We start from the raw sequence: 22956 nt of genomic DNA on the forward strand, positions 1-22956 counted from the left end.
CGGGCCCGTCCCGCAGCAGACTGGAGGGGTGCGGTCCGCAGAGGGAGGCACCGGCATGGGCGGAACGAACGGCTACGCGGTGGAGACCGAGGGCCTGGTGAAGGTCTTCGGGACCAACCGGGCCGTCGACGGCGTCGACCTGCGCGTCCCGGCCGGGACCGTGTACGGCCTGCTCGGACCCAACGGCGCCGGCAAGACCACCGCCGTGAAGATGCTCGCCACGCTGCTCCGCCCGGACGCCGGGCGCGCCCGCGTGTTCGGGCACGACGTCGTCGCCGAGGCCGACACCGTACGGGGCAGGGTCAGCCTCACCGGCCAGTACGCCTCCGTCGACGAGGACCTCACCGGCACCGAGAACCTCGTCCTCCTCGCCCGCCTCCTCGGCCACGGCCGCCCCGCCGCCCGCGACCGCGCCGCACAGCTCCTCGGCGCCTTCGGCCTCGCCGACGCCGCCGACCGGCAGGTCAAGAACTACTCGGGCGGCATGCGGCGCCGCATCGACATCGCCGCGTCCATCCTCAACACCCCCGACCTGCTCTTCCTCGACGAGCCGACCACCGGTCTCGACCCGCGCAGCCGCAACCAGGTCTGGGACATCGTGCGGGCCGTCGTCGCCCAGGGCACGACCGTCCTGCTCACCACCCAGTACCTCGACGAGGCCGACCAGCTCGCCTCCCGGATCGCCGTCATCGACCACGGCAAGGTGATCGCGGAGGGCACGAAGGGCGAGCTGAAGGCCTCGGTGGGCTCGGGCTCCGTGCACGTGCGGCTCCGCGACGCCGAGCAGCGGGCGGAGGCCGAGCGGCTCCTCACCACCGCCCTGAACGCCGCCGTCCAGCTCGACCCCGACCCGGTCGCCCTCACCGCCACCGTCAACGGGCACGGCACCGACCTCGGCGCCGCCGAACAGGCCGCGCGGGCCCTCGCCGAGCTCGCCCGCGCCGGGATCACGGTCGACAACTTCGCGCTCGGGCAGCCCAGTCTCGACGAGGTGTTCCTCGCCCTCACCGACCGGAAGGGACCGGCCGCATGAGCACCGACACGACCACGTCCACCGGGACCGGTCGGCAGGGGGCGGACTTCGTCGCGCCCCGCCCCGACGAACTCGCCGCGCTGCTGCTCGCGAAGGACCGGCCCGCGCGGCCCGGCGCGCTCTCCGCGTCGCTCACCTTCGGCTGGCGGGCCATGCTGAAGATCAAGCACGTGCCGGAGCAGCTGTTCGACGTGACGGCGTTCCCGATCATGATGGTGCTGATGTACACGTACCTCTTCGGGGGCGCGCTGGCCGGCTCGGTCTCGGCGTACATCCAGTTCCTGCTGCCCGGCATCCTCGTGATGTCGGTCGTGATGATCACGATGTACACCGGTGTCTCGGTCAACACCGACATCGCGAAGGGTGTGTTCGACCGCTTCCGCACCCTGCCGATCTGGCGGCCCGCGCCGATGGTCGGCTATCTCCTCGGCGACGTCGTCCGCTATCTGATCGCCTCCGCGGTGATGCTGAGCGTCGGCCTCGTCATCGGCTACCGGCCCGGCGGCGGTGTCGTGGGCGTCCTCCTCGGAGTGGCGCTGCTGCTGGTCTTCTCGTTCGCCTTCTCGTGGATCTGGACCATGTTCGGACTGCTGCTGCGCAGCGAGAAGTCCGTCATGGGCGTCAGCATGATGGTGATCTTCCCGCTGACCTTCCTCTCCAACGTCTTCGTCGACCCGAAGACCATGCCGGGCTGGCTCCAGGCCTTCGTGAACAACAACCCGGTGACGCATCTGGCGACGGCGGTACGGGAGTCGATGGCCGGCGAGTGGCCCGCGGCGGACATCGCCTGGTCGCTCGGCTGGTCGGTGCTCTTCGTGGCCGTCTTCGGCGCGGTGACGATGCGGCTGTACAACCGCAAGTGAGCCCTACTTCCGGCGGGGCGTCTTCTGCTGGACGGCCCAGCGGTTGCCGTCCGGGTCGGCGAAGCGGACGAAGGACCCCCAGGGCTGGTCGTCGATCTCCCCGACGTCGATGCCGCGTGCGGTGAGGTCGGCGTGGGCGCGCTCGATGTCGTCGACGACGACCTGCATGTTGTCGAGCGAGCCCGGGGCCATCCCGGTGATCCCCTTCCCGAAGGCGATCGAGCAGGCCGAGCCGGGCGGGGTCATCTGGACGAAGCGGATCTCCTCGCTGACGGTGACGTCGTGGTCCGGGTGGAAGCCGACCTGCTCGTAGAAGGCCTTCGCGCGGTCGACGTCGGTGACGGGCACGCCGATCAGTTCGAGTTTGATGTCCATGAAAGGCATCCTCCGCCGACGGAGGCGGAGGTGCCCGTTGACCTTCCCCCGCGGGGAAGGCCCAGCATCGGCGGTGCCGGGCGGACGACCGCCCGGTCCAGGGAGGACGGGGGAGCCGGCCGTGCCGCGTTCAGCACTCACCATCGGGGACTTCGCCCGCGCCACCGGGCTCTCCGCGAAGGCGCTGCGCCGCTACGACGAACTCGGCCTGCTGCGTCCCGACCGAGTCGACCCGTACAGCGGCTACCGCTACTACGCGGACACGCAGACCGAGCGGGCCCGGCTGATCGCCTGGCTGCGGCGGATCGGGATGCCGCTCGCGGACGTCGGGCGGGTGTGCGCGCTGCACGCGGACGATCCGGCGGGCGCGGCGCGGGAGATCCGCGCGTACTGGGCCTCCGTCGAGGCGGACACGGCGGCGCGGCGGGGGCTCGCGGCCTCCCTGGTGGAGCGCGTGAAGGGGAACGGGACAGACATGACGACGGGATCTTCGTACGTACTGGCCGGCACGGCCCTCCTCGACCGGGGGCTCGTCCGCGAGCTCCAGCAGGACGCGGCGCACGCCTCGCCGCGGCTGCTGGCCGTCGCGGACGGGTACGGCCCCGAGGGCGGGCGCGCGGCGCGGGCGGCGGTCGAGGCGGTGGCGGCGGTGCCGGCGCCGGTACGGGCCGGGGACGGGCTCGACGCGCTGGAGGACGCGGTGCGGGCGGCGGACGCGGTGGCCGCGGGCCTCGACGGCTCCGGTACGACGCTGACGGCCGCGCTGCTCGCCGGGAACCGGCTGCTCGTCGCCCATCTCGGGGACTCCCGGGCGTATCTCCTCCGGGACGGGCGCCTGCGGCAGCTGACCAGGGACGACACGGTGGTGCAGGAGCTGGTCGACGCGGGCGGGCTCGAACCGGAGGAGGCGGCGGGGCGGCCGGACCGGGCGGTGCTGCTGAAGGCGGTGGAGGGCGGGGGCGCGGCCCCGGCGCTCCTCGTGCACGAGGTCCGTGCCGGGGACCGGTTGCTCCTCTGCACGGACGGGCTCTCGGCGCTGTTGCCGCCGGCGTCCCTGACCCGGACGTTCGCCTCGGCGCCGACCGTCGCGGACGCGGCCTCGGCGCTCGTGACCCTGGCCCACGCCTCGGGCGCCCCGGACAACCTCGCCCTCGCCGTCGCCGAGGTGGCCGGCACGTAGCCCGCGCGGCGTCACGGAGATCGGTCAGTCCAGCCTCAGGTCCGCCAGCTGCTTCTCGAAGGGGACGAGTTCCTCCTCCGCTCCGGGACGGCGGTCCGCCGTGATCGCCACCAGGTCCGCGAACTCCTCTCCCGCCCGGGTGATCCGGTGCGGCAGCCCCTCGGTGTACTCGTCGCCGCCCGTGCCCCAGTCCTCGGAGGCCGCGTAGACGGCGGTGGAGGAGATCCGGGCGCGCAGGTAGGCGAAGAGGGGGCGCAGCGCGTGGTCGAGGACCAGGCTGTGGCGGGCGGTGCCGCCGGTCGCGCCGAGGAGGACCGGCGTACCGGTGAGGGCCGCCGGGTCGACCAGGTCGAAGAAGGACTTGAACAGGCCGCTGTAGGAGGCGGTGAAGACGGGGGTGACCGCGATGACGCCGTCCGCGCCCGTCACCTTCCCGAGCGCCTCCTCCAGCGCCTCGGAGGGGAATCCCGTCACGAAGTTCTTCGCGATGTCCAGCGCCAGGTCGCGGAGTTCGACGACCTCGACGTCGATCGCGTACTCCTGCTCGGCGAGCCGATAGCGGGCCGCCTGCGTGAGGCGGTCGGCGAGCAGCCGGGTGGAGGAGGGGCTGCTCAGGCCGGCGGAGACCGCGACCAGCTTCAGGGTGCGCATGGGGTCAGACCTCCTTGGACGCGAGGACGGCGGGGTGGAGCGGGGCGGTCTCCGGTACGCCGGCGGGCCGCAGGTTCGCGAACTCCTTGCGCAGCACCGGGACGACCTCCTCGCCGAGGATGTCGAGCTGTTCCAGGACCGTCTTCAGGGGCAGTCCCGCGTGGTCGACGAGGAAGAGCTGGCGCTGGTAGTCGCCGACGTACTCGCGGAAGGACAGGGTGCGTTCGACGACCTCCTGCGGGGAACCGACGGTCAGCGGGGTCTGGCTGCTGAACTCCTCCAGGGAGGGGCCGTGGCCGTAGACCGGCGCGTTGTCGAAGTACGGGCGGAACTCCCGTACCGCGTCCTGCGAGTTCTTCCGCATGAAGACCTGGCCGCCGAGGCCGACGATGGCCTGCTCCTCGGTGCCGTGGCCGTAGTGCGCGTACCGCTGCCGGTAGAGCCGGACCATCTTCTCGGTGTGCTGCTTGGGCCAGAAGATGTGGTTGGCGAAGAAGCCGTCGCCGTAGTACGCGGCCTGCTCGGCGATCTCCGGGGAGCGGATGGAGCCGTGCCAGACGAACGGCGGGACGCCGTCGAGCGGGCGCGGGGTGGCGGTGAAGCCCTGGAGGGCGGAGCGGAACCTGCCCTCCCAGTCGACCACGTCCTCCCTCCACAGCTTGTGGAGGAGCGCGTAGTTCTCGATGGCGAGCGGGATGCCCTGGCGGATGTCCTGCCCGAACCACGGGTAGACCGGGCCGGTGTTGCCGCGGCCCATCATCAGGTCCACGCGGCCGTCGGCGAGGTGCTGGAGGGTGGCGTAGTCCTCGGCGATCTTCACCGGGTCGTTGGTGGTGACGAGGGTCGTCGACGTGGAGAGGATCAGGTTCTCCGTGCGGGCCGCGATGTGCCCGAGGAGGGTGGTGGGGGAGGACGGGACGAACGGCGGGTTGTGGTGCTCGCCGGTCGCGAAGACGTCGAGCCCGACCTCTTCCGCCTTGAGCGCGATGGCGACCGTGTTCTTGATGCGCTCGTGCTCGGTGGGGGTGCGGCCGGTGGTGGGGTCGGTCGTCACGTCGCCGACGGTGAAGATCCCGAACTGCATCGTGGTCACCTCTCGCGTTCCGAATTAGTAGTTGAATCTTAAATCGTCTCGTCCAACGGTGCCACCCTCCCTCCTATTCCGCGCCCCGTACCCTGGACGGCATGACCGAGAAGACGCACGACAACGAGAGCTGGAAAGAGCGGGGCGTGATGCTCCGCGTCTTCGTCTACGTCTTCGCCACCCACGCCTTCGCCGGCTTCGTCTGGCTCCTCTTCTACGTGGGGCAGAACGCCCAGAAGTGAACGCCCCCGCGATGCGAACTGATGTTCCCTTGATCGTCTGAAGGGGTGGGTCTCGTGTCGAGTGCGTGCGGGTGTGCGGTGCTCGTGCCTACGGTTTTCTCGCCGGATGGGAGGTGATCCGGGCCGGAACGGGCGGGGGCGATCGTGCCACAAGGAGAGGTGGCGGACACCAGGCGTGTCCGGTACACATACCGCCTTCGTGTGTCGTCCACCGCGCTTGCGGGGTTGTCGGCGGAGTGGGCGCGGTGCCGTTGGATCTGGAACGAGTGCGTTGCGGTGGCCAAGCGGGTGTACGCACACAACCAGGCATCTGGTCAGAGGGTGACCTGTGGGCCGGCGCAACTCGACAAGCTGCTGACGCAGGCTCGCGCCCGCAACCCCTGGTTGCGTGAGGGCTCTTCCGTTCCTCAGCAGCAGGTCGTGCGAGACTTCGGCTCCTCCCGAGCCAAGGCGCTGAAGGACATCAAGGCCGGGCTGCCCATCCACCGCCGGACAGGAATGCCCAGACACAAGCGGAAGAGGGACACCGACCCGAGCCTGAACTACACCCGGCACGGATTCCGGATCAAGGACGGGCGGCTGCACCTGGCGGGTGGAATCGTCCTGACGGTGGTGTGGTCGCGGGAGCTTCCCGCCATCCCGTCCAGCGTGCGCGTATACCGCGACAACACCGGGCACTGGTACTGCTCGTTCGTCGTTCTCGTCAAACCGGAACCACTGCCCGCCACAGGCAGGGTCATCGGTATCGACTGGGGTGTGAAGGTGACCGCGACCACCACCTCCGACGCGTATGACCTGCCTTATGCAGGGCACGGGAAACAGGCCCGGGAGAAGCTGGCCGGGTATGACCGCATGATGGCCCGTCGTAAGCCGGAGAAGGGCCGGTCCGGATCGAAGGGCTACCGCACGGCGAAGAAGCTGCGGGCGAAGCTGTACAGGAAGGTCGCCCGACAGCGGCAGGACACGGTCCGCAAGTGGGCCAAGGGCGTCGTGAAAGATCATGACGAGATCGCCGTGGAGGACTTCCGTCCGGCGTTCCTGGCCAAGTCGACCATGGCGAGGAAAGCCGCCGACGCCGCCATCGGCGTCGCAGAACAGGCTCTTGTCGAGATGAGCCACAAGCACGGCAGAGCCGTGCACCTGGTCCACCCCGCGCACACCACGATGGACTGTGCGCAGTGCGGAGCGAGAGCCAAGCACGCACTGCCGCTGGGAACGCGCGTCTACAACTGCGTCGCGTGCGGGGCCGTGTCCCCCAGAGACAGGAACTCCGCACGCGTGATGCTGATCAGGGCCGGTCTGTGCCCTGCTGGTGCTGAGGGCATAGGACCTGGTGGGGCGCTGCCCCACCAGGCTGCCTGAGCCAGGAATTCCCTCCCCTCGGGGGAAGGAAGCAGTCAAGTAGAGTCGCCGACGTGAACGGTGCGATATCGGTCGTCGGAATCGGCGCGGACGGCTGGGACGGGCTCCCCGAGAGCTCCCGCCGCCCCCTGCGCGCCGCCGAGGTGCTCATCGGCGGGCCCCGCCAGCTCGATCTCCTCCCCGCCGCCGACTGCCCCGGCGAGCGGATCGCCTGGCCCTCCCCGCTCCGCCCCGCCGTCCCCGGACTGCTCGCCGCCCACGCGGGCCGCGCGATCGCCGTCCTCGCCAGCGGCGACCCCTCCTTCCACGGCATCGCCCGCACCCTCGCCGAGACCGTCGGCGACCGGCGGCTCGACGTCCACCCGCACCCGTCCTCCGTCTCGTACGCCTGCGCCCGGCTCGGCTGGCCGCTGGAGGCCGTCGAGACGCTCTCGCTCGTCGCCCGGCCCCTCGACGCCCTGCGCGCCGCGCTCCACCCCGGGCGCCGGCTCCTCCTCCTCGGCGAGGGCCCCGAGACCCCGGCGCGGGTCGCCGCGCTGCTCCGCGAGGCCGGCTGGGGCGGCACCAGGATCCGGGTCCTCGAACAGCTCGGCGGCCCCGCCGAACGGCTCCTCGACGCCACCGCCGCCGACTGGCCGCACCCCCGCACCGACGCCCTCCACGTCCTCGCCCTCGACTGCGTCCGCGACCCCGGCACCCGCCGCCTCGGCGCCACGCCCGGCCTGCCCGACGAGGCGTACGAGCACGACGGGCAGCTCACCAAGCGGTACGTCCGCGCCGCCACGCTCGCCGCGCTCGCGCCCGCCCCCGGGGAACTCCTCTGGGACGTCGGCGGCGGCTCCGGCTCCATCGGCATCGAATGGATGCGGACCCACCGCGACTGCCGGGCGATCGCCGTCGAGCGCGCCCCCGAACGGGCCGCCCGCATCACCCGCAACGCCGCCGCCCTCGGCGTACCGGCCCTCCGCGTCGTCACCGGCCCGGCGCCCGCCGCGCTCACCGGCCTGCCCGCCCCCGACGCGGTCTTCATCGGCGGCGGGCTCACCGTCCCCGGCCTGCTCGACGCCTGCTGGGACGCGCTCCCCGCCGGCGGCCGGCTCGTCGCCAACACCGTGACGCTCGAATCCGAGGCGCTGCTCGCCGACCGCTACCGCCGCCACGGCGGCGAACTCGTCCGGCTCGCGGTCTCCGCCGCCGTGCCCGTCGGCGGCTTCACCGGCTGGCGCACGGCGATGCCCGTCACGCAATGGTCCGTAACGAAGGGTTCTCCAGAGGCATGACCGTCTACTTCATCGGCGCGGGCCCCGGCGCCGCCGACCTCATCACCGTGCGCGGCGCCCGCACCCTCGCGGCCTGCGGGGTCTGCCTCTACGCCGGCTCCCTCGTCCCCGCCGAACTCCTCGCCGAGTGCCCGCCCGGCGCGAAGCTCGTCGACACGGCGAACCTGCACCTGGACGAGATCGTCGCGGAGATCACCGCCGCCCACGAGGCCGGCCAGGACGTGGCCCGGCTCCACTCCGGCGACCCGTCCGTCTTCTCCGCCATGGCCGAGCAGATGCGCCGGCTCGACGCGGCCGGCATCCCGTACGAGGTCGTGCCCGGCGTCCCGGCCTTCGCCGCCGCGGCGGCCGCGCTCAAGCGCGAGCTGACCGTCCCCACGGTCGGCCAGACGGTCATCCTCACCCGCATCGCCCAGCAGGCCACGCCCATGCCGGAGGGCGAGGACCTCGCCACGCTCGGCCGCAGCGGCGCCCTGCTCGTCCTCCACCTCGGCGCCCGCTACGCCGACCGGATCGTCTCCGAACTGATCCCCCACTACGGCGCCGACTGCCCGGCCGCCGTCGTCGCCATGGCCAGCCGCCCCGACGAGCTCGTCCTGCGCGGCACCCTGGAGGACATCGCGGGCCAGGTGAAGGAGGCCGGCATCACCAAGACGGCCGTCATCATCGTCGGCCGCACCCTCGCCGCCTCCGAGTTCCGCGACAGCCACCTCTACGACCCGGCCCGCGACCGCCACACCTGCTGACGCAGCCGACGCAGCCGACACAGCCGACACAGCCGACACAGCGAAGGCCGGACCCGTACCGGTCCGGCCTCCGTCCTCGCCACGGCTCAGGCGTTGGGCCGCTTGCCGTGGTTCGCCTTCTTCTTCTTCCGCGCCCGCTTCTTGTTGCCGCGCTTCGCCATGGGACTCCCTCTCTCGCGGGGGTTTCGTCGGGGCAAGCCTAGGGTCGGGGGCGGTGCGCCGCATGTCGGCGCCACCCCCTTCAATGGGTCCCATGACCGTCTACGACGTGGCCCGGGCGCTGCCGGGCATCGAGGAACTGCGCGACCGTTCCCGGGGCCTCGCGATGCTGGACGCCGTGCTGAGCCCCGCGTGGGAGGGCCGGTACTACTCCTTCGACGCCCACTGGTCCGAGACCGAGCAGCTGGCGTCGATGAAGGACGGCCAGGGCGGTGAGTACACGATCGTCCTCTCCCCGGCGGGGGCCTTCGCCCGCGTCTTCGACCACGAGTCGCCGCTGAGCCCGTACGGGCCCCTCGCCGACGGCGCGACCTGGTCCGGCGTGCTCGACGGCGTCCCGGACGCCTTCCGCGAGTACCTGGCGGAGCCCGCCTTCCTCGACGAGGACGACGTCCACGTCACCACCGCCTGCCTGTGGCGCGAGCCCGCGGACACCACCTGGCGCACCGGCCCCGTCGCCTTCCCCGGCCTGGAGGACCACCCGGACCCGGACGGCTCCGGCCGCCTCCTCCGCCTCCTCCTCGTGGACGGCACCGCGGAGGCGTACGCCGAGTGGGCCTCGGAGTACTACGCGACCCCCGTCGACCTCGACGCCGTCCGCCACGTCCTCGCCCTGCGCCCGCTGACCCCGGAGGTCGTCGCCGTCCTCGACGCCGGGGTGACGCTCGCCGACCTGGCCGAGGACGTCGCCGAGATCGGCTACCCGGCCGCGGACGGCTGACCGGCGGGGCCCGTCCCCGCGGCCCGCGTCCGGTTCACGGCCCCGCCACCGCCGAGCGGCCCACCACGACGCCCGCGCGGTCGATGCAGATCACGTCGACGGCGACCGGGGCGCCGCGGAGGACCGCGAGGGCCTCGTCGCGGGCGCGGGCGGCCACCAGGTCGCCGAGGGGGACGCCGGCCGCCTCGCAGAGGCGGAGGGCGGCCAGGCCCGTGTTGGCGGCGGCGACCTCCGCCGCCAGCGACGCGGACGCGCCCGCCTCGCGGGCCAGGTCCGCCAGGAAGCCCTTGTCGACCTGGGAGCGGGCCGAGTGGAGGTCCAGATGGCCGGCGGCCAGCTTGGAGAGCTTCGCGAAGCCGCCGCAGACCGTGAGCCGGTCGACGGGGTGGCGGCGGACGTACTTCAGGACGGCGCCGGCGAAGTCGCCCATGTCGAGGAGGGCGATCTCCGGCAGGTCGTACAGCTCCGTCACCGTGCGCTCCGAGGTGGAGCCCGTACAGCCGGCGACGTGGGTGAGGCCGCCTGCGCGGGCCACGTCGACGCCCCGGCGGATGGAGTCGATCCAGGCCGAGCACGAGTAGGGGACGACGACGCCGGTCGTGCCGAGGACCGACAGACCGCCGAGGATGCCGATGCGCGGGTTCCAGGTGGAGCGGGCGATCTCGGCGCCGTCGTCGATCGAGAGCGTGATCTCGACGTCCCCGGGGGCGCCGTGCGCCGCCGCCACCGCCGCCACGTGCTCCCGCATCAGCCGCCGCGGCACCGGGTTGATCGCCGGTTCGCCGACCTCCAGGGGCAGGCCCGGCAGGGTGACCGTGCCGACGCCCTCGCCCGCGCGGAACACGACGCCGGAGCCCGCCGGCAGGAGCCGTACCGTCGAGCGGATCACCGCGCCGTGCGTGACGTCCGGGTCGTCGCCCGCGTCCTTCACCACCGCCGCCATCGCCGCGCCCGCCGTCAGCGACTCGGCCGTGAGCGCGAACGACGGCGTCTGCCCCTTCGGCAGCGTGATCGTCACCGGGTCCGGGAAGTCACCCGTGAGCAGCGCCGTGTACGCGGCGGTCGTCGCGGCCGTCGCGCACGCGCCGGTCGTCCAGCCGGGCCGCAGACCGGTGTGCTTGAGTTGGGCCTCGCGCCCGCCGGTACTCACGAAGAGGCTCCTATGCACGTACTCATTCTCGGAGGGACGACCGAGGCCCGCGTCCTGGCCGGGCTGCTGCACCCCCGGACGCGGGTGACCAGCTCCCTCGCCGGGCGCGTCGCCACGCCCCGGCTGCCGGCCGGCGAGGTGCGGATCGGCGGCTTCGGCGGCGCCGAAGGCCTCGCGGAATGGGTGCGGGAGCACGCCGTGGACGCGGTCATCGACGCCACCCATCCCTTCGCCGAGCGGATCAGCTTCAACGCGGCCCGGGCGGCCGCCACCGCCCATGTTCCCCTGCTGGCGCTGCGCCGCCCCGGGTGGGTCCCGGGGGACGGCGACGACTGGCGCGACGTGGGCTCCCTGGAGGAGGCGGCCGCGGCGCTGGACGGGCTCGGCGAAAGGGTCTTCCTCACCACCGGCCGGATGGGGCTCGCCGCCTTCGCCGGCCGGCCCGAGCGGTTCCTCGTCCGCTCCGTGGACGCGCCCGAGGCGCCGATGCCCGCACACACCGAAGTCCTGCTCGACCGGGGCCCGTTCACCCTCGACGGCGAACGGGACCTGCTGGCCCGCCACCGCATCGACGTGCTCGTCACGAAGGACTCCGGCGGCGCCGCCACCGCCCCCAAACTCACCGCCGCCCGCGAGGCCGGCATCCCGGTCGTCGTCGTCCGCCGCCCCCCGGTCCCGGAGGGCGTCCCGACGGCGACGACACCGGATCGGGCCGCGGAGTGGGCGGCGGAGCGGGCGGCGGAGCGGGCCCGTCAGCCGTAGCGCCTCGGGGTCCAGGTGATCGTGCGGCCGTCGCCGCGGTCGACGGCGCGGGTCTGGGAGGAGCCGATGAGGAGGAGGGTGCGCATGTCGACCTCCGCCGGGTCCAGGGTCTTCAGGGTGAGGACGCGGACGGACTGCTCCGGGCCGCCGACGTCGCGGGCGACGACGACGGGGGTGTCGGGGGAGCGGAGTTCCAGGAGGAGGTCGCGGGCGGCGGCCACCTGGTGGGTGCGGGACTTCGAGCCGGGGTTGTAGAGGGCGAGGACGAGGTCGGCCTCGGCGGCGGCGCGCAGGCGGGCCGCGATGACGTCCCAGGGCTTGAGGCGGTCGGAGAGGGAGATCGTGGCGTAGTCGTGGCCGAGGGGGGCGCCGGCCGCGGCGGCGGCGGCGTTGGCGGCGGTCACGCCGGGGAGGACCCGGACGGGGACGTCCGCGTACGCCGGCTCGCAGGCGACCTCCAGGACGGCCGTCGCCATGGCGAAGACGCCGGGGTCGCCGCCGGAGACGACCGCGACCCGGTGGCCGCGGCGGGCCAGGTCGAGGGCGAACTCGGCGCGCTCCGACTCGACCTTGTTGTCGGAGCCGTGCCGGATCTGGCCGGGGCGCAGGACCGGGACGCGGTCGAGGTAGGTGGTGTAGCCGACGAGCACGTCGGCGTTGACGAGCGCGCCGCGCGACTCGGGGGTCAGCCAGGGGGCGCCCGCCGGGCCGGTGCCGACGACGGTGACCTCGCCCGTCTCCCGTACCGGGTTCTCGCGGTCGATGCGGGAGGGGAGGACGGCGACGGAGAAGTACGGGACGGTCGACGGGTCCACGTCCGCGAGCTGCTCCGTGCGCTCGCCCGCCATGAACGCCCGTTCCACGTACCGGGCGTCCTCCAGCCGACCCGCTCGTTCCAGGGCGCGGCGCACGGTGGGGAAGGTGCGGCCGAGCTTCATCACGACCGCCGAGTCGGTGCCCGCGAGGCGGGCCGCCAGCTCGTCCTCCGGCAGGGTGCCGGGGATGATCGTGAGGACCTCCTCGGCCTCGCACAGCGGTTCGCCGAGCCGGGCGGCGGCGGCGCTGACGGAGGTGACGCCGGGGATGACGGTGGTGTCGTACCGGTCCGCGAGCCGCTTGTGCATGTGCTGGTAGGAGCCGTAGAACAGCGGGTCGCCCTCGGCGAGGACGGCGACCGTGCGGCCCGCGTCGAGGTGGGCGGCGAGCCGGGCCGCGGCCTCCTCGTAGAAGTCGTCGAGCGCGCCCCGGTAGCCGCCGGGGTGGTCGGTCGTCTCCACGGTGAGCGGGTACATCAGCCGCTCCTCGATGTGGTCCTCGCGGAGGTGGGGGGCGGCGATGGAGCGCGCTATCGAGCGGCCGTGGCGGGCCGAGTGGTAGGCGACGACGTCGGCCTCGGCGATCGCCTTCACGGCGGCGAGGGTGAGCAGCTCCGGGTCGCCGGGGCCGAGGCCGACGCCGTACAGCTTGCCGGTCACGGGGGTGGTCATGCCTGGATCTCCGGTTCGTGCGCGAGGGCGTTGAGGGCGGCGGCGGTGATGGCGCTGCCGCCGCGCCGGCCGCGGACCACCAGGTAGTCGAGGCCGAGCTCGTTGGCGGCGAGGGCGTCCTTGGACTCGGCGGCGCCGATGAAGCCGACGGGGATGCCGAGGACGGCGGCCGGCCTCGGCGCGCCCTTCGCGATCATCTCCAGGAGGTGGAAGAGGGCGGTGGGGGCGTTGCCGATGGCGACGACGGAGCCTTCGAGGCGGTCCCGCCACAGTTCGAGGGCGGCGGCCGAGCGGGTGGTGCCGAGCTCGGCGGCGAGCGCGGGGACGGCCGGGTCGGAGAGCGCGCAGAGCACCTCGTTGTCGGCGGGCAGCCGCTTGCGGGTGACGCCGGAGGCGACCATCTGCGCGTCGCAGAGGATGGGGGCGCCGGCCCGGAGCGCGGCGCGGGCGTTCGCGACGACCCCGGAGGAGTACGCGAGGTCCCGGACGAGGTCGGTCATGCCGCAGGCGTGGATCATGCGGACGGCGACCGTGGCGAGGTCGTCGGGCAGCCCGCCGAGGTCGGCCTCGGCGCGGATCGTGGCGAAGGAGCGGCGGTAGATCTCGGCGCCGTCCTTCTCGTACTCGTACATCCTCAGCTCTCCATCGGTTTCGTACGGGCCGCCGCGACGGCCTCGGCCAGGGCGGTACGGGGGACGGGGGCGCCGTCCAGCAGATACGTGTCGGGGTCGAGGGCGGTGACCTCGATCCGGGCGCCGTGCGGATGGCCGCAGCGGCGGGCGCAGCCGGAGTAGTGCACGGGCAGCGGCCCGCCGGGCGCGCGCGCCGCGTCCGCCCGCACGTCGGCGAGGGACTTGGCGCAGCCGGGCGTGCCGGTGCAGGCGGTGACGCCGGTGCGGGGGTCGGCCGGGCCGGTGACCAGGCCGTGCGCGGCGAGCGCGGGCAGCCGGTCCGCGGCCGGGCCCACCACGACGACCCCGCGCCACGGGGTGAGCCGCACCTCGTCCGCGCCCTCGCCGAGCGCCCGCAGCTGCGCGGCGGTCAGCCGGCCGAGGGGGGCGAGGACATGCAGGGCGTGGTCGCCGAGCGGACCGGGTGCGGGCGGGAGCGCCGCCGGGGGAGGAGAGAAGGAGGGTACGAGCTCCGCGCCGATCCCCGCGCGTGCCAGAGCGCGGGCCCAGTCCGGGAGCTGCGCCTCGGGCAGCTCCCGCGGCCGCCACGCCCCGCTGCCGGCCGCCTCGACGGCGCCGAGGAAGGCGAGGGCGCAGGTCAGGGCGGCACGGGCGGCACGGGCGGCGGTTCCGGCGGCGGTTCCGGCAGGGGAGTCGCCGTCGGCGGTGGCATCGGGGGCCGTTCCGGGGGCGGGTGTCGTCAGGCGGTAGGTTTCCGGGCCCGCCGTCAGGAGTACGGCGTCGTTCGGGGCTGCGATCAAGGTCACATCGGCGCCGAGGGCGGTGGTGTCGCCGCGGCCGTCGTCGAGGGCGAAGAGGAAGCGGCCGGAGAGGGCCGCCGCGCGGGGCTCCGCGCAGAGCGCGGTGTCCAGGGCGCGGGCCCACAACTGCACGTCGGCGTGGCCGAGTCCGTCGAGTCCCGCGGCCGGGGAGGCCACGATGTTCCGGACCCGCTCGTGGGTGGGCGAGGGCAGCAGGCCCGCGTCGGCGAGGAGCGCGGCGAGACCGGCGCCGCAGCCGTCGCGCAGGCCGCGCAGCTCGGCGTTGCCGCGCGAGGTGACGGAGAGGCTCCCGTCGCCCAGCGACTCCGCCGCGTCGGCCAGGACCATGAGCTGACGTGGCGTCAATCGTCCGGCGGGCAGGCGGAGTCGGGCGAGGAGCCCGTCGGCGGCGGCGTGCAGCCGGAGCGCCCCCGGGCACGCGTCGCCACGGTCCCTTATCGGCGCTTCGCCCGGTTCGGGCGGGGTGGTCGGGGTCGGCGGCATGGCGGCGAGCATACCCACGGGGAACCGGGCGGCCACCGAGTGTGATCCGGCCGACTCTCCCGGCCCCCTCCGGCTCGCCGACGGCACGCTTTACTATGCAGATCGGCATGGGGTCCCAGGACCCCGGGGAGGAAGCCCGGTGAGAATCCGGCGCGGTCCCGCCACTGTGAGCCCGTACCGGCAACGGCACGGGTGAGTCAGGAACTCCCGCCGTCCACACGACCACCCGGGGCGCGGACAACCCCGAGGAAGGGCCCGAGCCTCGCCATGCTCCTGCTGCTGTCGCACTCCGACACCGACCTGCTCAGCGCCCGTGCGGCCGGGGGGCCGGTGGAGTACCGCTTCGCCAACCCCTCCCGCCTCCCGCTGGCCGACCTCCCGGGACTGCTCGACGGCGTCGAGCTCGTCGTCGTCCGCCTCCTCGGCGGCGTCCGCTCCTGGCAGGAGGGCCTGGACGCGATCCTCGCCACCGGGAAGCCGGTCGTCGTCCTCAGCGGCGAACAGGCCCCCGACGCCCAGCTGATGGCCGCCTCCACCGTGCCGATCGGCGTCGCCACCGAGGCGCACGCCTACCTCGCGCACGGCGGCCCCGCCAACCTGGAGCAGCTGGCCCGCTTCCTCTCCGACACCGTCCTCCTCACCGGGCACGGCTTCGAGGCCCCGGCCGCCGCCCCCACCTGGGGCCCGCTGGAGCGGGTCGCGAAGGCCACGGACGGCCCGACGGTCGCCGTGCTCTACTACCGCGCCCACCACATGAGCGGGAACACCGCCTTCGTCGGCGCCCTCTGCGACGCGATCGAGGACGCCGGGGCCCGCGCCCTCCCGCTGTACGTGGCCTCGCTGCGGGCCCCCGAGGAGGAGCTGCTCGCCGTGCTCCGCGGGGCCGACGCCATCGTCACCACCGTCCTCGCCGCCGGCGGCACCAAGCCGGCCGCCGCGCAGGCGGGCGGCGACGAGGAGGCCTGGGACGCGGGCGCGCTCGCCGCGCTCGACGTGCCGGTGCTCCAGGCGCTCTGCCTGACCGGTTCGCGCGCGAACTGGGAGGAGAACGACGAGGGCCTGTCGCCGCTGGACGCGGCCAGCCAGGTCGCCGTCCCCGAGTTCGACGGCCGGCTCATCACCGTCCCCTTCTCCTTCAAGGAGATCGACGCCGACGGCCTGCCCGCGTACGTCGCCGACGCCGAGCGCGCCGCCCGCGTCGCCGGCATCGCCGTCCGCCACGCCCGCCTGCGGCACATCCCGAACGCCGAGAAGAAGCTGGCGCTCGTCCTCTCCGCGTACCCCACCAAGCACTCCCGCATCGGCAACGCCGTCGGCCTCGCCACCCCCGCCTCCGCCGTCGCCCTGCTGCGCCGACTGATCGCGGAGGGGTACGACTTCGGGCCCGAGGCCGACCTCCCCGGCCTGGTCTCCGGCGACGGCGACGAGCTGATCCACGCCCTCATCGAGGCCGGCGGCCACGACCAGGACTGGCTCACCGAGGAGCAGCTGGCGAAGAACCCGGTCCGCATCCCGGCCGCCGACTACAAGCGCTGGTACGCCGAACTCCCCGCCGAGCTCCGCGAGCAGGTCGAGGAGCACTGGGGCCCGGCGCCCGGCGAGATGTTCCTCGACCGGTCCCGGAACCCGGAGGGCGACATCGTCCTCGCCGCACTGCGCCGCGGGAACCTGCTGATCCTGATCCAGCCGCCGCGCGGCTTCGGCGAGAACCCGATCGCGATCTACCACGACCCCGACCTGCCGCCCTCCCACCACTACCTGGCCGCCTACCGCTGGATCGCGGCGCGCGCGGAGGACGGCGGCTTCGGCGCCGACGCCATGGTCCACCTCGGCAAGCACGGCAACCTGGAGTGGCTGCCCGGCAAGAACGCCGGCCTGTCCGCCGCCTGCGGCCCCGACGCGGCCCTCGGCGACCTGCCGCTGGTCTACCCGTTCCTCGTCAACGACCCGGGCGAGGGCACCCAGGCCAAGCGCCGCGTCCACGCCACCCTCGTCGACCACCTCGTGCCGCCGATGGCCCGCGCCGACTCGTACGGCGACATCGCGCGCCTGGAGCAGCTCCTCGACGAGTACGCGCAGATCTCCTCCATGGACCCGGCGAAGCTCCCGGCGATCCGCGCCCAGATCTGGACCCTCATCCAGGCCGCCAAGCTCGACCACGACCTCGGCCTCCAGGAGCGCCCCGAGGACGACGGCTTCGACGACTTCCTGCTGCACGTCGACGGCTGGCTGTGCGAGGTCAAGGACGCCCAGATCCGCGACGGCCTGCACGTCCTCGGCGGCGCGCCCACCGGCCCCGAGCGGGTCAACCTCGTCCTCTCCATCCTCCGCGCCCGCCAGATCTGGGGCGGCACGCAGGCGCTGCCCGGACTGCGCGAGGCGCTCGGCCTGGACGAGGCCGCCCGGCAGCGGTCCGAGACCGACCGGTACGAGGCGCTCGCCCGCGAGCTGGTCGAGGCGATGGAGGCGGCCGGCTGGGACGCGGACGCGATCCCCGCGGGCCACGGCCCCGAGGTGGCGGCCGTCCTCCGCTTCGCCTGCGAGCAGGTCGTGCCGCGCCTCGCCGCCACCACCGACGAGCTGACGCACGCCGTGCACGCCCTGAACGGCGGCTTCGTGCCCGCCGGCCCGTCCGGCTCCCCGCTGCGCGGCCTGGTCAACGTGCTGCCGACCGGCCGGAACTTCTACTCCGTCGACCCGAAGGCCGTGCCGTCCCGGCTCGCCTGGGAGACCGGCCAGGCGCTCGCGGACTCGCTGCTGACCCGCTACCGCGAGGACAACGGCGCATGGCCGACGTCGGTCGGCCTGTCCCTGTGGGGGACGAGCGCGATGCGCACCGCGGGCGACGACGTCGCCGAGGCGCTCGCCCTGCTCGGCGTCCGCCCGCTGTGGGACGAGGCCTCGCGCCGCGTCAACGGCCTGGAGCCGATCCCCCTGGAGGAGCTGGGGCGGCCGCGCGTCGACGTCACGCTGCGCATCTCCGGCTTCTTCCGGGACGCGTTCCCGCACGTCATCGGCCTCCTCGACGACGCCGTCCGGCTCGTCGCGGGCCTCGACGAGCCCGCCGACGCCAACTACGTCCGCGCCCACGCCCAGGCCGACCTCGCCGAGCACGGCGACGAGCGCCGCGCCACCACCCGCATCTTCGGCTCCCGGCCCGGCACGTACGGCGCGGGCATCCTCCAGCTGATCGACTCGCGGGACTGGCGCACCGACGCGGACCTCGCCGAGGTGTACACGGTGTGGGGCGGGTACGCGTACGGGCGCGGGCTCGAAGGCCGCCCGGCGCGCGCGGAGATGGAGACCGCGTACAAGCGGATCGCCGTCGCCGCGAAGAACACCGACACCCGCGAGCACGACATCGCCGACTCGGACGACTACTTCCAGTACCACGGCGGCATGGTGGCGACCGTGCGCGCGCTGCGGGGCACGGCGCCGGAGGCGTACATCGGCGACTCGACGCGCCCCGAGACGGTCCGCACCCGGACCCTGGTCGAGGAGACCTCCCGGGTCTTCCGCGCCCGGGTGGTCAACCCGCGCTGGATCGAGGCGATGCGGCGCCACGGGTACAAGGGCGCGTTCGAGCTGGCGGCGACCGTCGACTACCTCTTCGGGTACGACGCCACGACGGGGGTCGTCGCCGACTGGATGTACGACAAGCTCACCCAGGAGTACGTCCTCGACGAGACCAACCAGGCCTTCCTCAAGGAGGCCAACCCCTGGGCCCTGCACGGCATCGCCGAACGCCTCCTCGAAGCCGAGTCCCGCGGCATGTGGGAGAAGCCGGACCCGGCCACGCTCGCCGCCCTCCGCCAGGTCTACCTGGAGACGGAAGGCGACCTGGAGGACGAGAAGTAGCACCACGGCCGAGCCTCCTGGACCGCGTCGTCGTCGACCCTGCCGGCCACGACTGCGGCGCGCAGGTCCTGGAGGGTTGAGGCGGGGCCCCGGCGCCGGGGTCAGTTCTTGTCGGCCGCCGCCTTCACGGCGGCGGCCGCGTCCACGTTCCCGAGGCCGAGTTTCGGGTTCGCCGAGGGGTTCCGCGCGGTGTCGCGGATGGCCGTCATGATCTCGGCCGGGTCCAGGCCCCGCTGGTGCAGGAGCGCGGCGACGGCGGCGACGTACGGCGAGGCCATCGAGGTGCCGGAGAGGGCGCCGTACCCCGTCGTGTTCCCGACCGTCTCCTTGGCCGTGTACGTCGGCAGGGTGGAGAGGATGTCGACCCCGGGCGCCGCCACCGCGTTCCGCGCGCCGAAGTTGGTGAACTCGGCCGGCTGCCCGTTCCGGTCGGCCGCGTTGACGACGAGGACCGGCGTGGTCAGCTCGTACGGCTGGAGCAGGGTCCCGTCGTTGCCGGCGGCGGCCACCACCACCGCGCCCCTGCCGTTCGCGAACGAGATCGCGTCGTTGAGCACGCCGCCCTTGAGCAGCCGGGCCATCAGGCCGGACTCGCCGAGGGAGAGGTTGATGACGTCGGCGCCGTGCTGCGCGGCCCAGACGATCCCCTTCGTGATGTTCGCGTCGCTGCCGCTGCCGTCCGCGCCCAGCACCCGCACCGGCATGATCTTCGCCCCGGGCGCGCCGCCCGCGATGCCGATGCCGTTGTCGGTGTGGGCGGCGGCGATGCCGGAGACGTGGGTGCCGTGTCCGTTGAGGTCCTTCGGGTCGTCGTCGCCGTCCACGAAGTCGTAGCCGTCGACGAGCCGCCCCTTGAGGTCGGGGTGGCCGGGGTCGACGCCGGTGTCCACGACGGCGATGACCGTGTCGTCGCCCTGGTCCGTGCCCCAGGCGTCCGGGAGCTTCAGCGAGTCGAGCGCCCACTGCCGGCTCCGCAGCGGGTCGGGCTCGTCATCGCTTCCGCAGCCGGTGGCGAAGGCGGCGGTGAGGACGGCCAGGGCGGTGAGGACGGCGGCGGACCGACGGCGCATGAAGACTCCCCGATCGATGGCATTCATCCGTGTCCATGGGTACGCGAGCCAGTCAACTACCGGCCGTTTGCCGTCGCATCCGGAGGAGAGACGGGGCCGCGCCCACCCCTAAACCTCACTTGTTCTAGTAGAGTACGAACAAAGGAGGTCCCATGACCGACATCCCGCTCCGTCTCCGTCTGCCTCTCCGTCTGCGTCTCCTCGCCGCGCTCCCCTTCCTCCTCGCCGCCGCCGCGTACCTGCTGCTCCTCGCGCTCTGGTCCGACCGGCTCCCCGGCCGGCTCGCCACCCACTTCTCCCCCGGCGGCCAGGCCGACGGCTTCACCGGCCGGGGCGCCTTCGCCGCCGTCGGCGCCGGGCTGCTGCTCGCCCTCGGCGCCGGGTGGACCGTCCTCGTCCGGCGGAACGCGCTGTGGGGCGCCTGGATGACCGCCGGCCTCGCCGGCACCCTGCTCTGCCTCGTCGTCCACGACAACCTCGACGCGGCCGACCCCGCCGCCGTCACCTCCCCGCTCTCCCACCTGGCCGTCGCGGCGGGCGCAGGCGCCGTCCTCGCCCTCGCGGGCCACGGCCTCTCCCGGCTCGTCCCGCCGGAGGAGTACGACGTGACCGGCGCCGAGCCGGAGCCGGGCGCGCCGCGGCTCGACCTCGGCGCCGGGGAGGTCGCCGGCTGGTCCCGGGCCACCGCCTCCGCCCCGCTCACCGTCCTCGGCCTGCTCCTCGTCGCCGCCGGTGCCGTCGCCGCCCTCCTCGGCCCGTGGCCGCTGCTCCTCGTCGGGCTCGCCGTCGGCGTGCCGGGGCTCGCGCTCGCCCGGGTCCGCGTCCGCGTCGACCGGCACGGCCTCACCGTCCGCTCCACGCTCGCCCCCCGGCCCCGCGTCCACGTGCCGCTCGCCGACATCACCGCCGCCGACGCCCGCGACGTCGACGCCCTGGGCGAGTTCGGCGGCTGGGGCTACCGGGTCCGCGCCCACCGCTCCGGCGTGGTCCTGCGCTCCGGCGAGGCCCTGGTGGTCCGGCGCGGGAACGGCCGCGAGTTCGCCGTCACCGTGCCCGACGCGCGGACCGCCGCCGCCCTCCTCAACACCCTCGTCGAACGACGTGGAAGGCTCTGACCGTGCTCTTCCGCGTCGACCCCGCCTCCGCCGTCCCGCTCGGCGACCAGATCGCCGGCTGCGTCCGCGGCGCCCTCGCCGACGGCACCGCCGCCCCCGGCGAGCGGCTCCCCGCCGCCCGCGAACTCGCCGACTCCCTCGGCGTCAACGTCCACACCGTCCTCCGCGGCTACCAGCGGCTCCGCGAGGAGGGCCTCATCGAGCTCCGCCGGGGCCGCGGCGCCCTCATCGTCCCCGGCGCCGCCGCCCCCGACCGCGCCCGGCTCGTCACCCGGCTCCGCGAGGCCGCCGCGGAGGCCCGCGAACTCGGCCTCACCGAAGCGGAGTTCCTGGATCTGGCGCGTACCAGCATGGGGTGATCCCCCGTCTCCCCCGCCTCCCCGGCCGCCGACGGCTCACCCGTTCGGTTCCGTCCGGGGCGCCGGAACCGCGCCCCGCCCCCAGGGTGGCCCCATGGGAACACCGGACGGCGCCACCGGCGACGACGAGCTCACCCGGCTGCGGGCCCGGGTGACGGCCCTGGAAGCCGGCTCGGCCCAGGGCGCGCCGAAGCGCGAGCACCACCGCTGGCGGTCCTTCCTCGCCGGGCTCCTCGTGGTCGTCGGCTGCGTGCTGGTGCCGCTCGGCCTGGTCGCCGCCTGGACCGCCGACCTCCTCGGCGACACCGACCGCTACGTGCAGACGATGGCCCCGCTCGCCTCCGACCCCGACGTGCAGGCGGCGGTCGCCACCCGGGTCACCGACGCCGTCATGGACCACATCGACCTGGAGTCGCTCCTGCAGGGCGTCGCCCCCGACCAGCGGCCGCTGGTCGAGAAGGCGCTCGGCAAACTCGGCGGCTCGCTGGAGGGCGCGCTCGCGTCCTTCGTCCACGACCGGGCGCAGGACGTCGTCGCCTCCCCGGCCTTCGAGACCATCTGGACCGACGCCAACCGCCTCGTCCACACCTCCGTCGACCGGGCCCTCACGGGCGACCAGGACGGGGCCGTGAAGATCGAGACGGACACGGTGACGATCGACCTGGCGCCCGTCATCGAACGGGTCAAGGAACGCCTCGTCGACTCGGGCCTCACCGTCGCCGCCGACATCCCCGAGGTGCACACCAGCTTCACGGTGCTGCGCTCCGACGACATCGGAAAGGCCAAGACCGGCTTCGCGCTCCTCCAGGCCTTCGGCGTGTGGCTGCCGGTCATCGCCGTCCTCTGCGTGGCGGGCGGGGTGCTGCTCGCGGTCCGCAGGCGCCGGGCGCTGGTCGCCGCGGCCCTGGGCTTCGCCCTGGCGGCCCTGGTCCTCGGGATCGCGCTCACCGTCTTCCGTACGGTCTATCTGAACGCGCTGCCCTCCTCCGTCTCCCCGGCCGCCGCCGGCTCCGTCTACGACACCCTGACCCGCTTCCTGCGCACCTCGGTCCGGGTGTGCGCGGTCCTCGGCGTGCTCGTCGCGCTGGCCGCCTGGCTGTCGGGGCCCAGCCGCCCGGCCGTCCTGGCGCGCGGCCTGTGGCACTCGGGCATCACGGCGAGCCGTTCGACGGCCGACCGGGCCGGCATGCGGCTCGGCCCGGTCGGCGGCTTCGTCCGCCGCTTCCACACCTGGATCGTGTGGATCCTGGTCGTCGGCGCGGCCCTCGCCTTCGTCCTGTGGCCGCACCCGACGGGCTGGGTCGTCATCGGCCTGGCGCTCGCCCTGCTCTTCGCGCTCGCGGTGACGGACTTCCTGGCGGGCGAGGACCCACGCGAGGAACCGGAACCGGAACCGGACCGCGCCGACACGGTCACCTAGGGCCTGTCCGGCGGGACCCGACACGGTCAGGATCCGAGAAGCG

The 22956-nt window shown here is 74.0% G+C and carries 21 protein-coding genes and 1 riboswitch; of the genes, 13 read left to right on the top strand and 8 right to left on the bottom strand.

Translation table 11 applies throughout. The annotated features are described in order from the left end of the window. The first annotated feature begins 55 nt into the window (after nt 1-55). Entirely contained in the window at nt 56-1033 is a 978-nt protein-coding gene (locus tag HHL19_RS27060) for an ATP-binding cassette domain-containing protein (RefSeq protein WP_169092960.1), read from the top strand. Continuing rightward, nucleotides 1030-1896 (top strand): ABC transporter permease, encoded by an 867-nt coding sequence (locus HHL19_RS27065; RefSeq protein WP_169092961.1) that lies wholly within the window; start codon nt 1030-1032, stop codon nt 1894-1896. The genes HHL19_RS27060 and HHL19_RS27065 overlap by 4 nt, the downstream gene beginning before the upstream one ends. A gap of 3 nt (nt 1897-1899) precedes the next feature. Here the strand turns inward: HHL19_RS27065 and HHL19_RS27070 are convergent, their stop codons facing one another. Then, entirely contained in the window at nt 1900-2271 is a 372-nt protein-coding gene (locus tag HHL19_RS27070) for a VOC family protein (RefSeq protein ID WP_169092962.1), read from the bottom strand. Nucleotides 2272-2392: 121 nt separating this feature from the next. Here HHL19_RS27070 and HHL19_RS27075 point away from each other — a divergent pair, with 121 nt between their 5' ends. Further along, entirely contained in the window at nt 2393-3451 is a 1059-nt protein-coding gene (locus tag HHL19_RS27075; protein WP_169092963.1) for a MerR family transcriptional regulator, read from the top strand. Between the two features lie 24 nt (nt 3452-3475). Here the strand turns inward: HHL19_RS27075 and HHL19_RS27080 are convergent, their stop codons facing one another. Then, complete coding sequence (locus HHL19_RS27080) at nt 3476-4102, bottom strand: FMN reductase (protein ID WP_169092964.1); 627 nt, start codon at nt 4100-4102, stop codon at nt 3476-3478. A gap of 4 nt (nt 4103-4106) precedes the next feature. Beyond that, nucleotides 4107-5186: an LLM class flavin-dependent oxidoreductase gene (locus tag HHL19_RS27085; protein WP_169092965.1), complete on the bottom strand. Its 1080-nt coding sequence runs from the start codon at nt 5184-5186 to the stop codon at nt 4107-4109. Nucleotides 5187-5287: 101 nt separating this feature from the next. Between HHL19_RS27085 and HHL19_RS27090 the strand changes: the two genes are divergently transcribed. The 5 genes from HHL19_RS27090 (at nt 5288) to HHL19_RS27110 (ending at nt 9756) form a co-directional block, all read left to right on the top strand. Further along, on the top strand, nt 5288-5428 hold the full coding sequence (locus tag HHL19_RS27090; RefSeq protein WP_169092966.1) for a DUF6126 family protein: 141 nt from the start codon (nt 5288-5290) through the stop codon (nt 5426-5428). A gap of 144 nt (nt 5429-5572) precedes the next feature. Further along, nucleotides 5573-6790 carry a transposase gene (locus HHL19_RS27095; protein WP_346768416.1) on the top strand — a complete coding sequence of 406 codons (1218 nt, stop codon included), beginning with the start codon at nt 5573-5575 and terminating at the stop codon, nt 6788-6790. Nucleotides 6791-6843: 53 nt separating this feature from the next. Continuing rightward, a complete protein-coding gene (gene cbiE / locus HHL19_RS27100) occupies nt 6844-8070 on the top strand; it encodes a precorrin-6y C5,15-methyltransferase (decarboxylating) subunit CbiE (RefSeq protein ID WP_169092967.1) in 1227 nt (408 codons plus the stop codon). Continuing rightward, the gene (gene cobM / locus HHL19_RS27105) at nt 8067-8816 is read left to right on the top strand and encodes a precorrin-4 C(11)-methyltransferase (RefSeq protein WP_169092968.1); all 750 of its coding nucleotides are present in this window, start codon (nt 8067-8069) and stop codon (nt 8814-8816) included. The genes cbiE and cobM overlap by 4 nt, the downstream gene beginning before the upstream one ends. 253 nt (nt 8817-9069) lie before the next feature. Continuing rightward, entirely contained in the window at nt 9070-9756 is a 687-nt protein-coding gene (locus HHL19_RS27110; RefSeq protein WP_240981896.1) for a hypothetical protein, read from the top strand. A gap of 34 nt (nt 9757-9790) precedes the next feature. Here the strand turns inward: HHL19_RS27110 and HHL19_RS27115 are convergent, their stop codons facing one another. Continuing rightward, nucleotides 9791-10906 (bottom strand): cobalt-precorrin-5B (C(1))-methyltransferase, encoded by a 1116-nt coding sequence (locus tag HHL19_RS27115; RefSeq protein WP_169092970.1) that lies wholly within the window; start codon nt 10904-10906, stop codon nt 9791-9793. Between the two features lie 12 nt (nt 10907-10918). Here HHL19_RS27115 and HHL19_RS27120 point away from each other — a divergent pair, with 12 nt between their 5' ends. Further along, complete coding sequence (locus HHL19_RS27120; RefSeq protein ID WP_169092971.1) at nt 10919-11668, top strand: cobalt-precorrin-6A reductase; 750 nt, start codon at nt 10919-10921, stop codon at nt 11666-11668. Here HHL19_RS27120 and HHL19_RS27125 read toward each other — a convergent pair. The 3 genes from HHL19_RS27125 to HHL19_RS27135 are packed head-to-tail and all read right to left on the bottom strand — an operon-like array spanning nt 11659 to nt 15091. Next, complete coding sequence (locus tag HHL19_RS27125) at nt 11659-13155, bottom strand: precorrin-2 C(20)-methyltransferase (protein WP_169092972.1); 1497 nt, start codon at nt 13153-13155, stop codon at nt 11659-11661. The genes HHL19_RS27120 and HHL19_RS27125 overlap by 10 nt on opposite strands. Further along, a complete protein-coding gene (locus HHL19_RS27130; RefSeq protein WP_169092973.1) occupies nt 13152-13787 on the bottom strand; it encodes a precorrin-8X methylmutase in 636 nt (211 codons plus the stop codon). The genes HHL19_RS27125 and HHL19_RS27130 overlap by 4 nt, the downstream gene beginning before the upstream one ends. Nucleotides 13788-13789: 2 nt before the next feature. Beyond that, complete coding sequence (locus HHL19_RS27135; protein ID WP_240981897.1) at nt 13790-15091, bottom strand: cobalamin biosynthesis protein CobG; 1302 nt, start codon at nt 15089-15091, stop codon at nt 13790-13792. Nucleotides 15092-15183: 92 nt separating this feature from the next. Then, a riboswitch (cobalamin riboswitch) is annotated at nt 15184-15317 on the top strand. A gap of 41 nt (nt 15318-15358) precedes the next feature. Here HHL19_RS27135 and cobN point away from each other — a divergent pair. Next, nucleotides 15359-18949, top strand: coding sequence for a cobaltochelatase subunit CobN (gene cobN, locus HHL19_RS27140; RefSeq protein ID WP_169092975.1), 3591 nt, complete (start codon nt 15359-15361; stop codon nt 18947-18949). Nucleotides 18950-19050: 101 nt separating this feature from the next. On the opposite strand, the gene HHL19_RS27145 is transcribed toward cobN, so the two are convergent. Then, the gene (locus HHL19_RS27145) at nt 19051-20019 is read right to left on the bottom strand and encodes a S8 family serine peptidase (protein ID WP_169092976.1); all 969 of its coding nucleotides are present in this window, start codon (nt 20017-20019) and stop codon (nt 19051-19053) included. 152 nt (nt 20020-20171) lie between these two features. Between HHL19_RS27145 and HHL19_RS27150 the strand changes: the two genes are divergently transcribed. From HHL19_RS27150 to HHL19_RS27160, 3 genes are all read left to right on the top strand, one after another. Beyond that, nucleotides 20172-21134: a DUF1648 domain-containing protein gene (locus HHL19_RS27150; protein ID WP_169092977.1), complete on the top strand. Its 963-nt coding sequence runs from the start codon at nt 20172-20174 to the stop codon at nt 21132-21134. A 2-nt stretch (nt 21135-21136) separates the two neighbouring features. Beyond that, a complete protein-coding gene (locus tag HHL19_RS27155) occupies nt 21137-21493 on the top strand; it encodes a GntR family transcriptional regulator (RefSeq protein WP_169092978.1) in 357 nt (118 codons plus the stop codon). Nucleotides 21494-21587: 94 nt separating this feature from the next. Continuing rightward, complete coding sequence (locus tag HHL19_RS27160; protein WP_169092979.1) at nt 21588-22913, top strand: hypothetical protein; 1326 nt, start codon at nt 21588-21590, stop codon at nt 22911-22913. Nucleotides 22914-22956: the final 43 nt, after the last annotated feature.

The organism is Streptomyces sp. R302 (genome assembly GCF_012927245.1).
Classification (GTDB): domain Bacteria; phylum Actinomycetota; class Actinomycetes; order Streptomycetales; family Streptomycetaceae; genus Streptomyces.

What these genes read in the sequence shown, in the direction of transcription:
- HHL19_RS27060 (WP_169092960.1), top strand. Translation starts at nt 56, where the DNA reads ATGGGCGGAACGAACGGCTACGCGGTGGAGACCGAGGGCCTGGTGAAG.
- HHL19_RS27065 (WP_169092961.1), top strand. Translation starts at nt 1,030, where the DNA reads ATGAGCACCGACACGACCACGTCCACCGGGACCGGTCGGCAGGGGGCG.
- HHL19_RS27070 (WP_169092962.1), bottom strand. Translation starts at nt 2,271, where the DNA reads ATGGACATCAAACTCGAACTGATCGGCGTGCCCGTCACCGACGTCGAC.
- HHL19_RS27080 (WP_169092964.1), bottom strand. Translation starts at nt 4,102, where the DNA reads ATGCGCACCCTGAAGCTGGTCGCGGTCTCCGCCGGCCTGAGCAGCCCC.
- HHL19_RS27085 (WP_169092965.1), bottom strand. Translation starts at nt 5,186, where the DNA reads ATGCAGTTCGGGATCTTCACCGTCGGCGACGTGACGACCGACCCCACC.
- HHL19_RS27090 (WP_169092966.1), top strand. Translation starts at nt 5,288, where the DNA reads ATGACCGAGAAGACGCACGACAACGAGAGCTGGAAAGAGCGGGGCGTG.
- cobM (WP_169092968.1), top strand. Translation starts at nt 8,067, where the DNA reads ATGACCGTCTACTTCATCGGCGCGGGCCCCGGCGCCGCCGACCTCATC.
- HHL19_RS27110 (WP_240981896.1), top strand. Translation starts at nt 9,070, where the DNA reads ATGACCGTCTACGACGTGGCCCGGGCGCTGCCGGGCATCGAGGAACTG.
- HHL19_RS27120 (WP_169092971.1), top strand. Translation starts at nt 10,919, where the DNA reads ATGCACGTACTCATTCTCGGAGGGACGACCGAGGCCCGCGTCCTGGCC.
- HHL19_RS27125 (WP_169092972.1), bottom strand. Translation starts at nt 13,155, where the DNA reads ATGACCACCCCCGTGACCGGCAAGCTGTACGGCGTCGGCCTCGGCCCC.
- HHL19_RS27130 (WP_169092973.1), bottom strand. Translation starts at nt 13,787, where the DNA reads ATGTACGAGTACGAGAAGGACGGCGCCGAGATCTACCGCCGCTCCTTC.
- HHL19_RS27135 (WP_240981897.1), bottom strand. Translation starts at nt 15,091, where the DNA reads ATGCCGCCGACCCCGACCACCCCGCCCGAACCGGGCGAAGCGCCGATA.
- cobN (WP_169092975.1), top strand. Translation starts at nt 15,359, where the DNA reads ATGCTCCTGCTGCTGTCGCACTCCGACACCGACCTGCTCAGCGCCCGT.
- HHL19_RS27145 (WP_169092976.1), bottom strand. Translation starts at nt 20,019, where the DNA reads ATGCGCCGTCGGTCCGCCGCCGTCCTCACCGCCCTGGCCGTCCTCACC.
- HHL19_RS27150 (WP_169092977.1), top strand. Translation starts at nt 20,172, where the DNA reads ATGACCGACATCCCGCTCCGTCTCCGTCTGCCTCTCCGTCTGCGTCTC.
- HHL19_RS27160 (WP_169092979.1), top strand. Translation starts at nt 21,588, where the DNA reads ATGGGAACACCGGACGGCGCCACCGGCGACGACGAGCTCACCCGGCTG.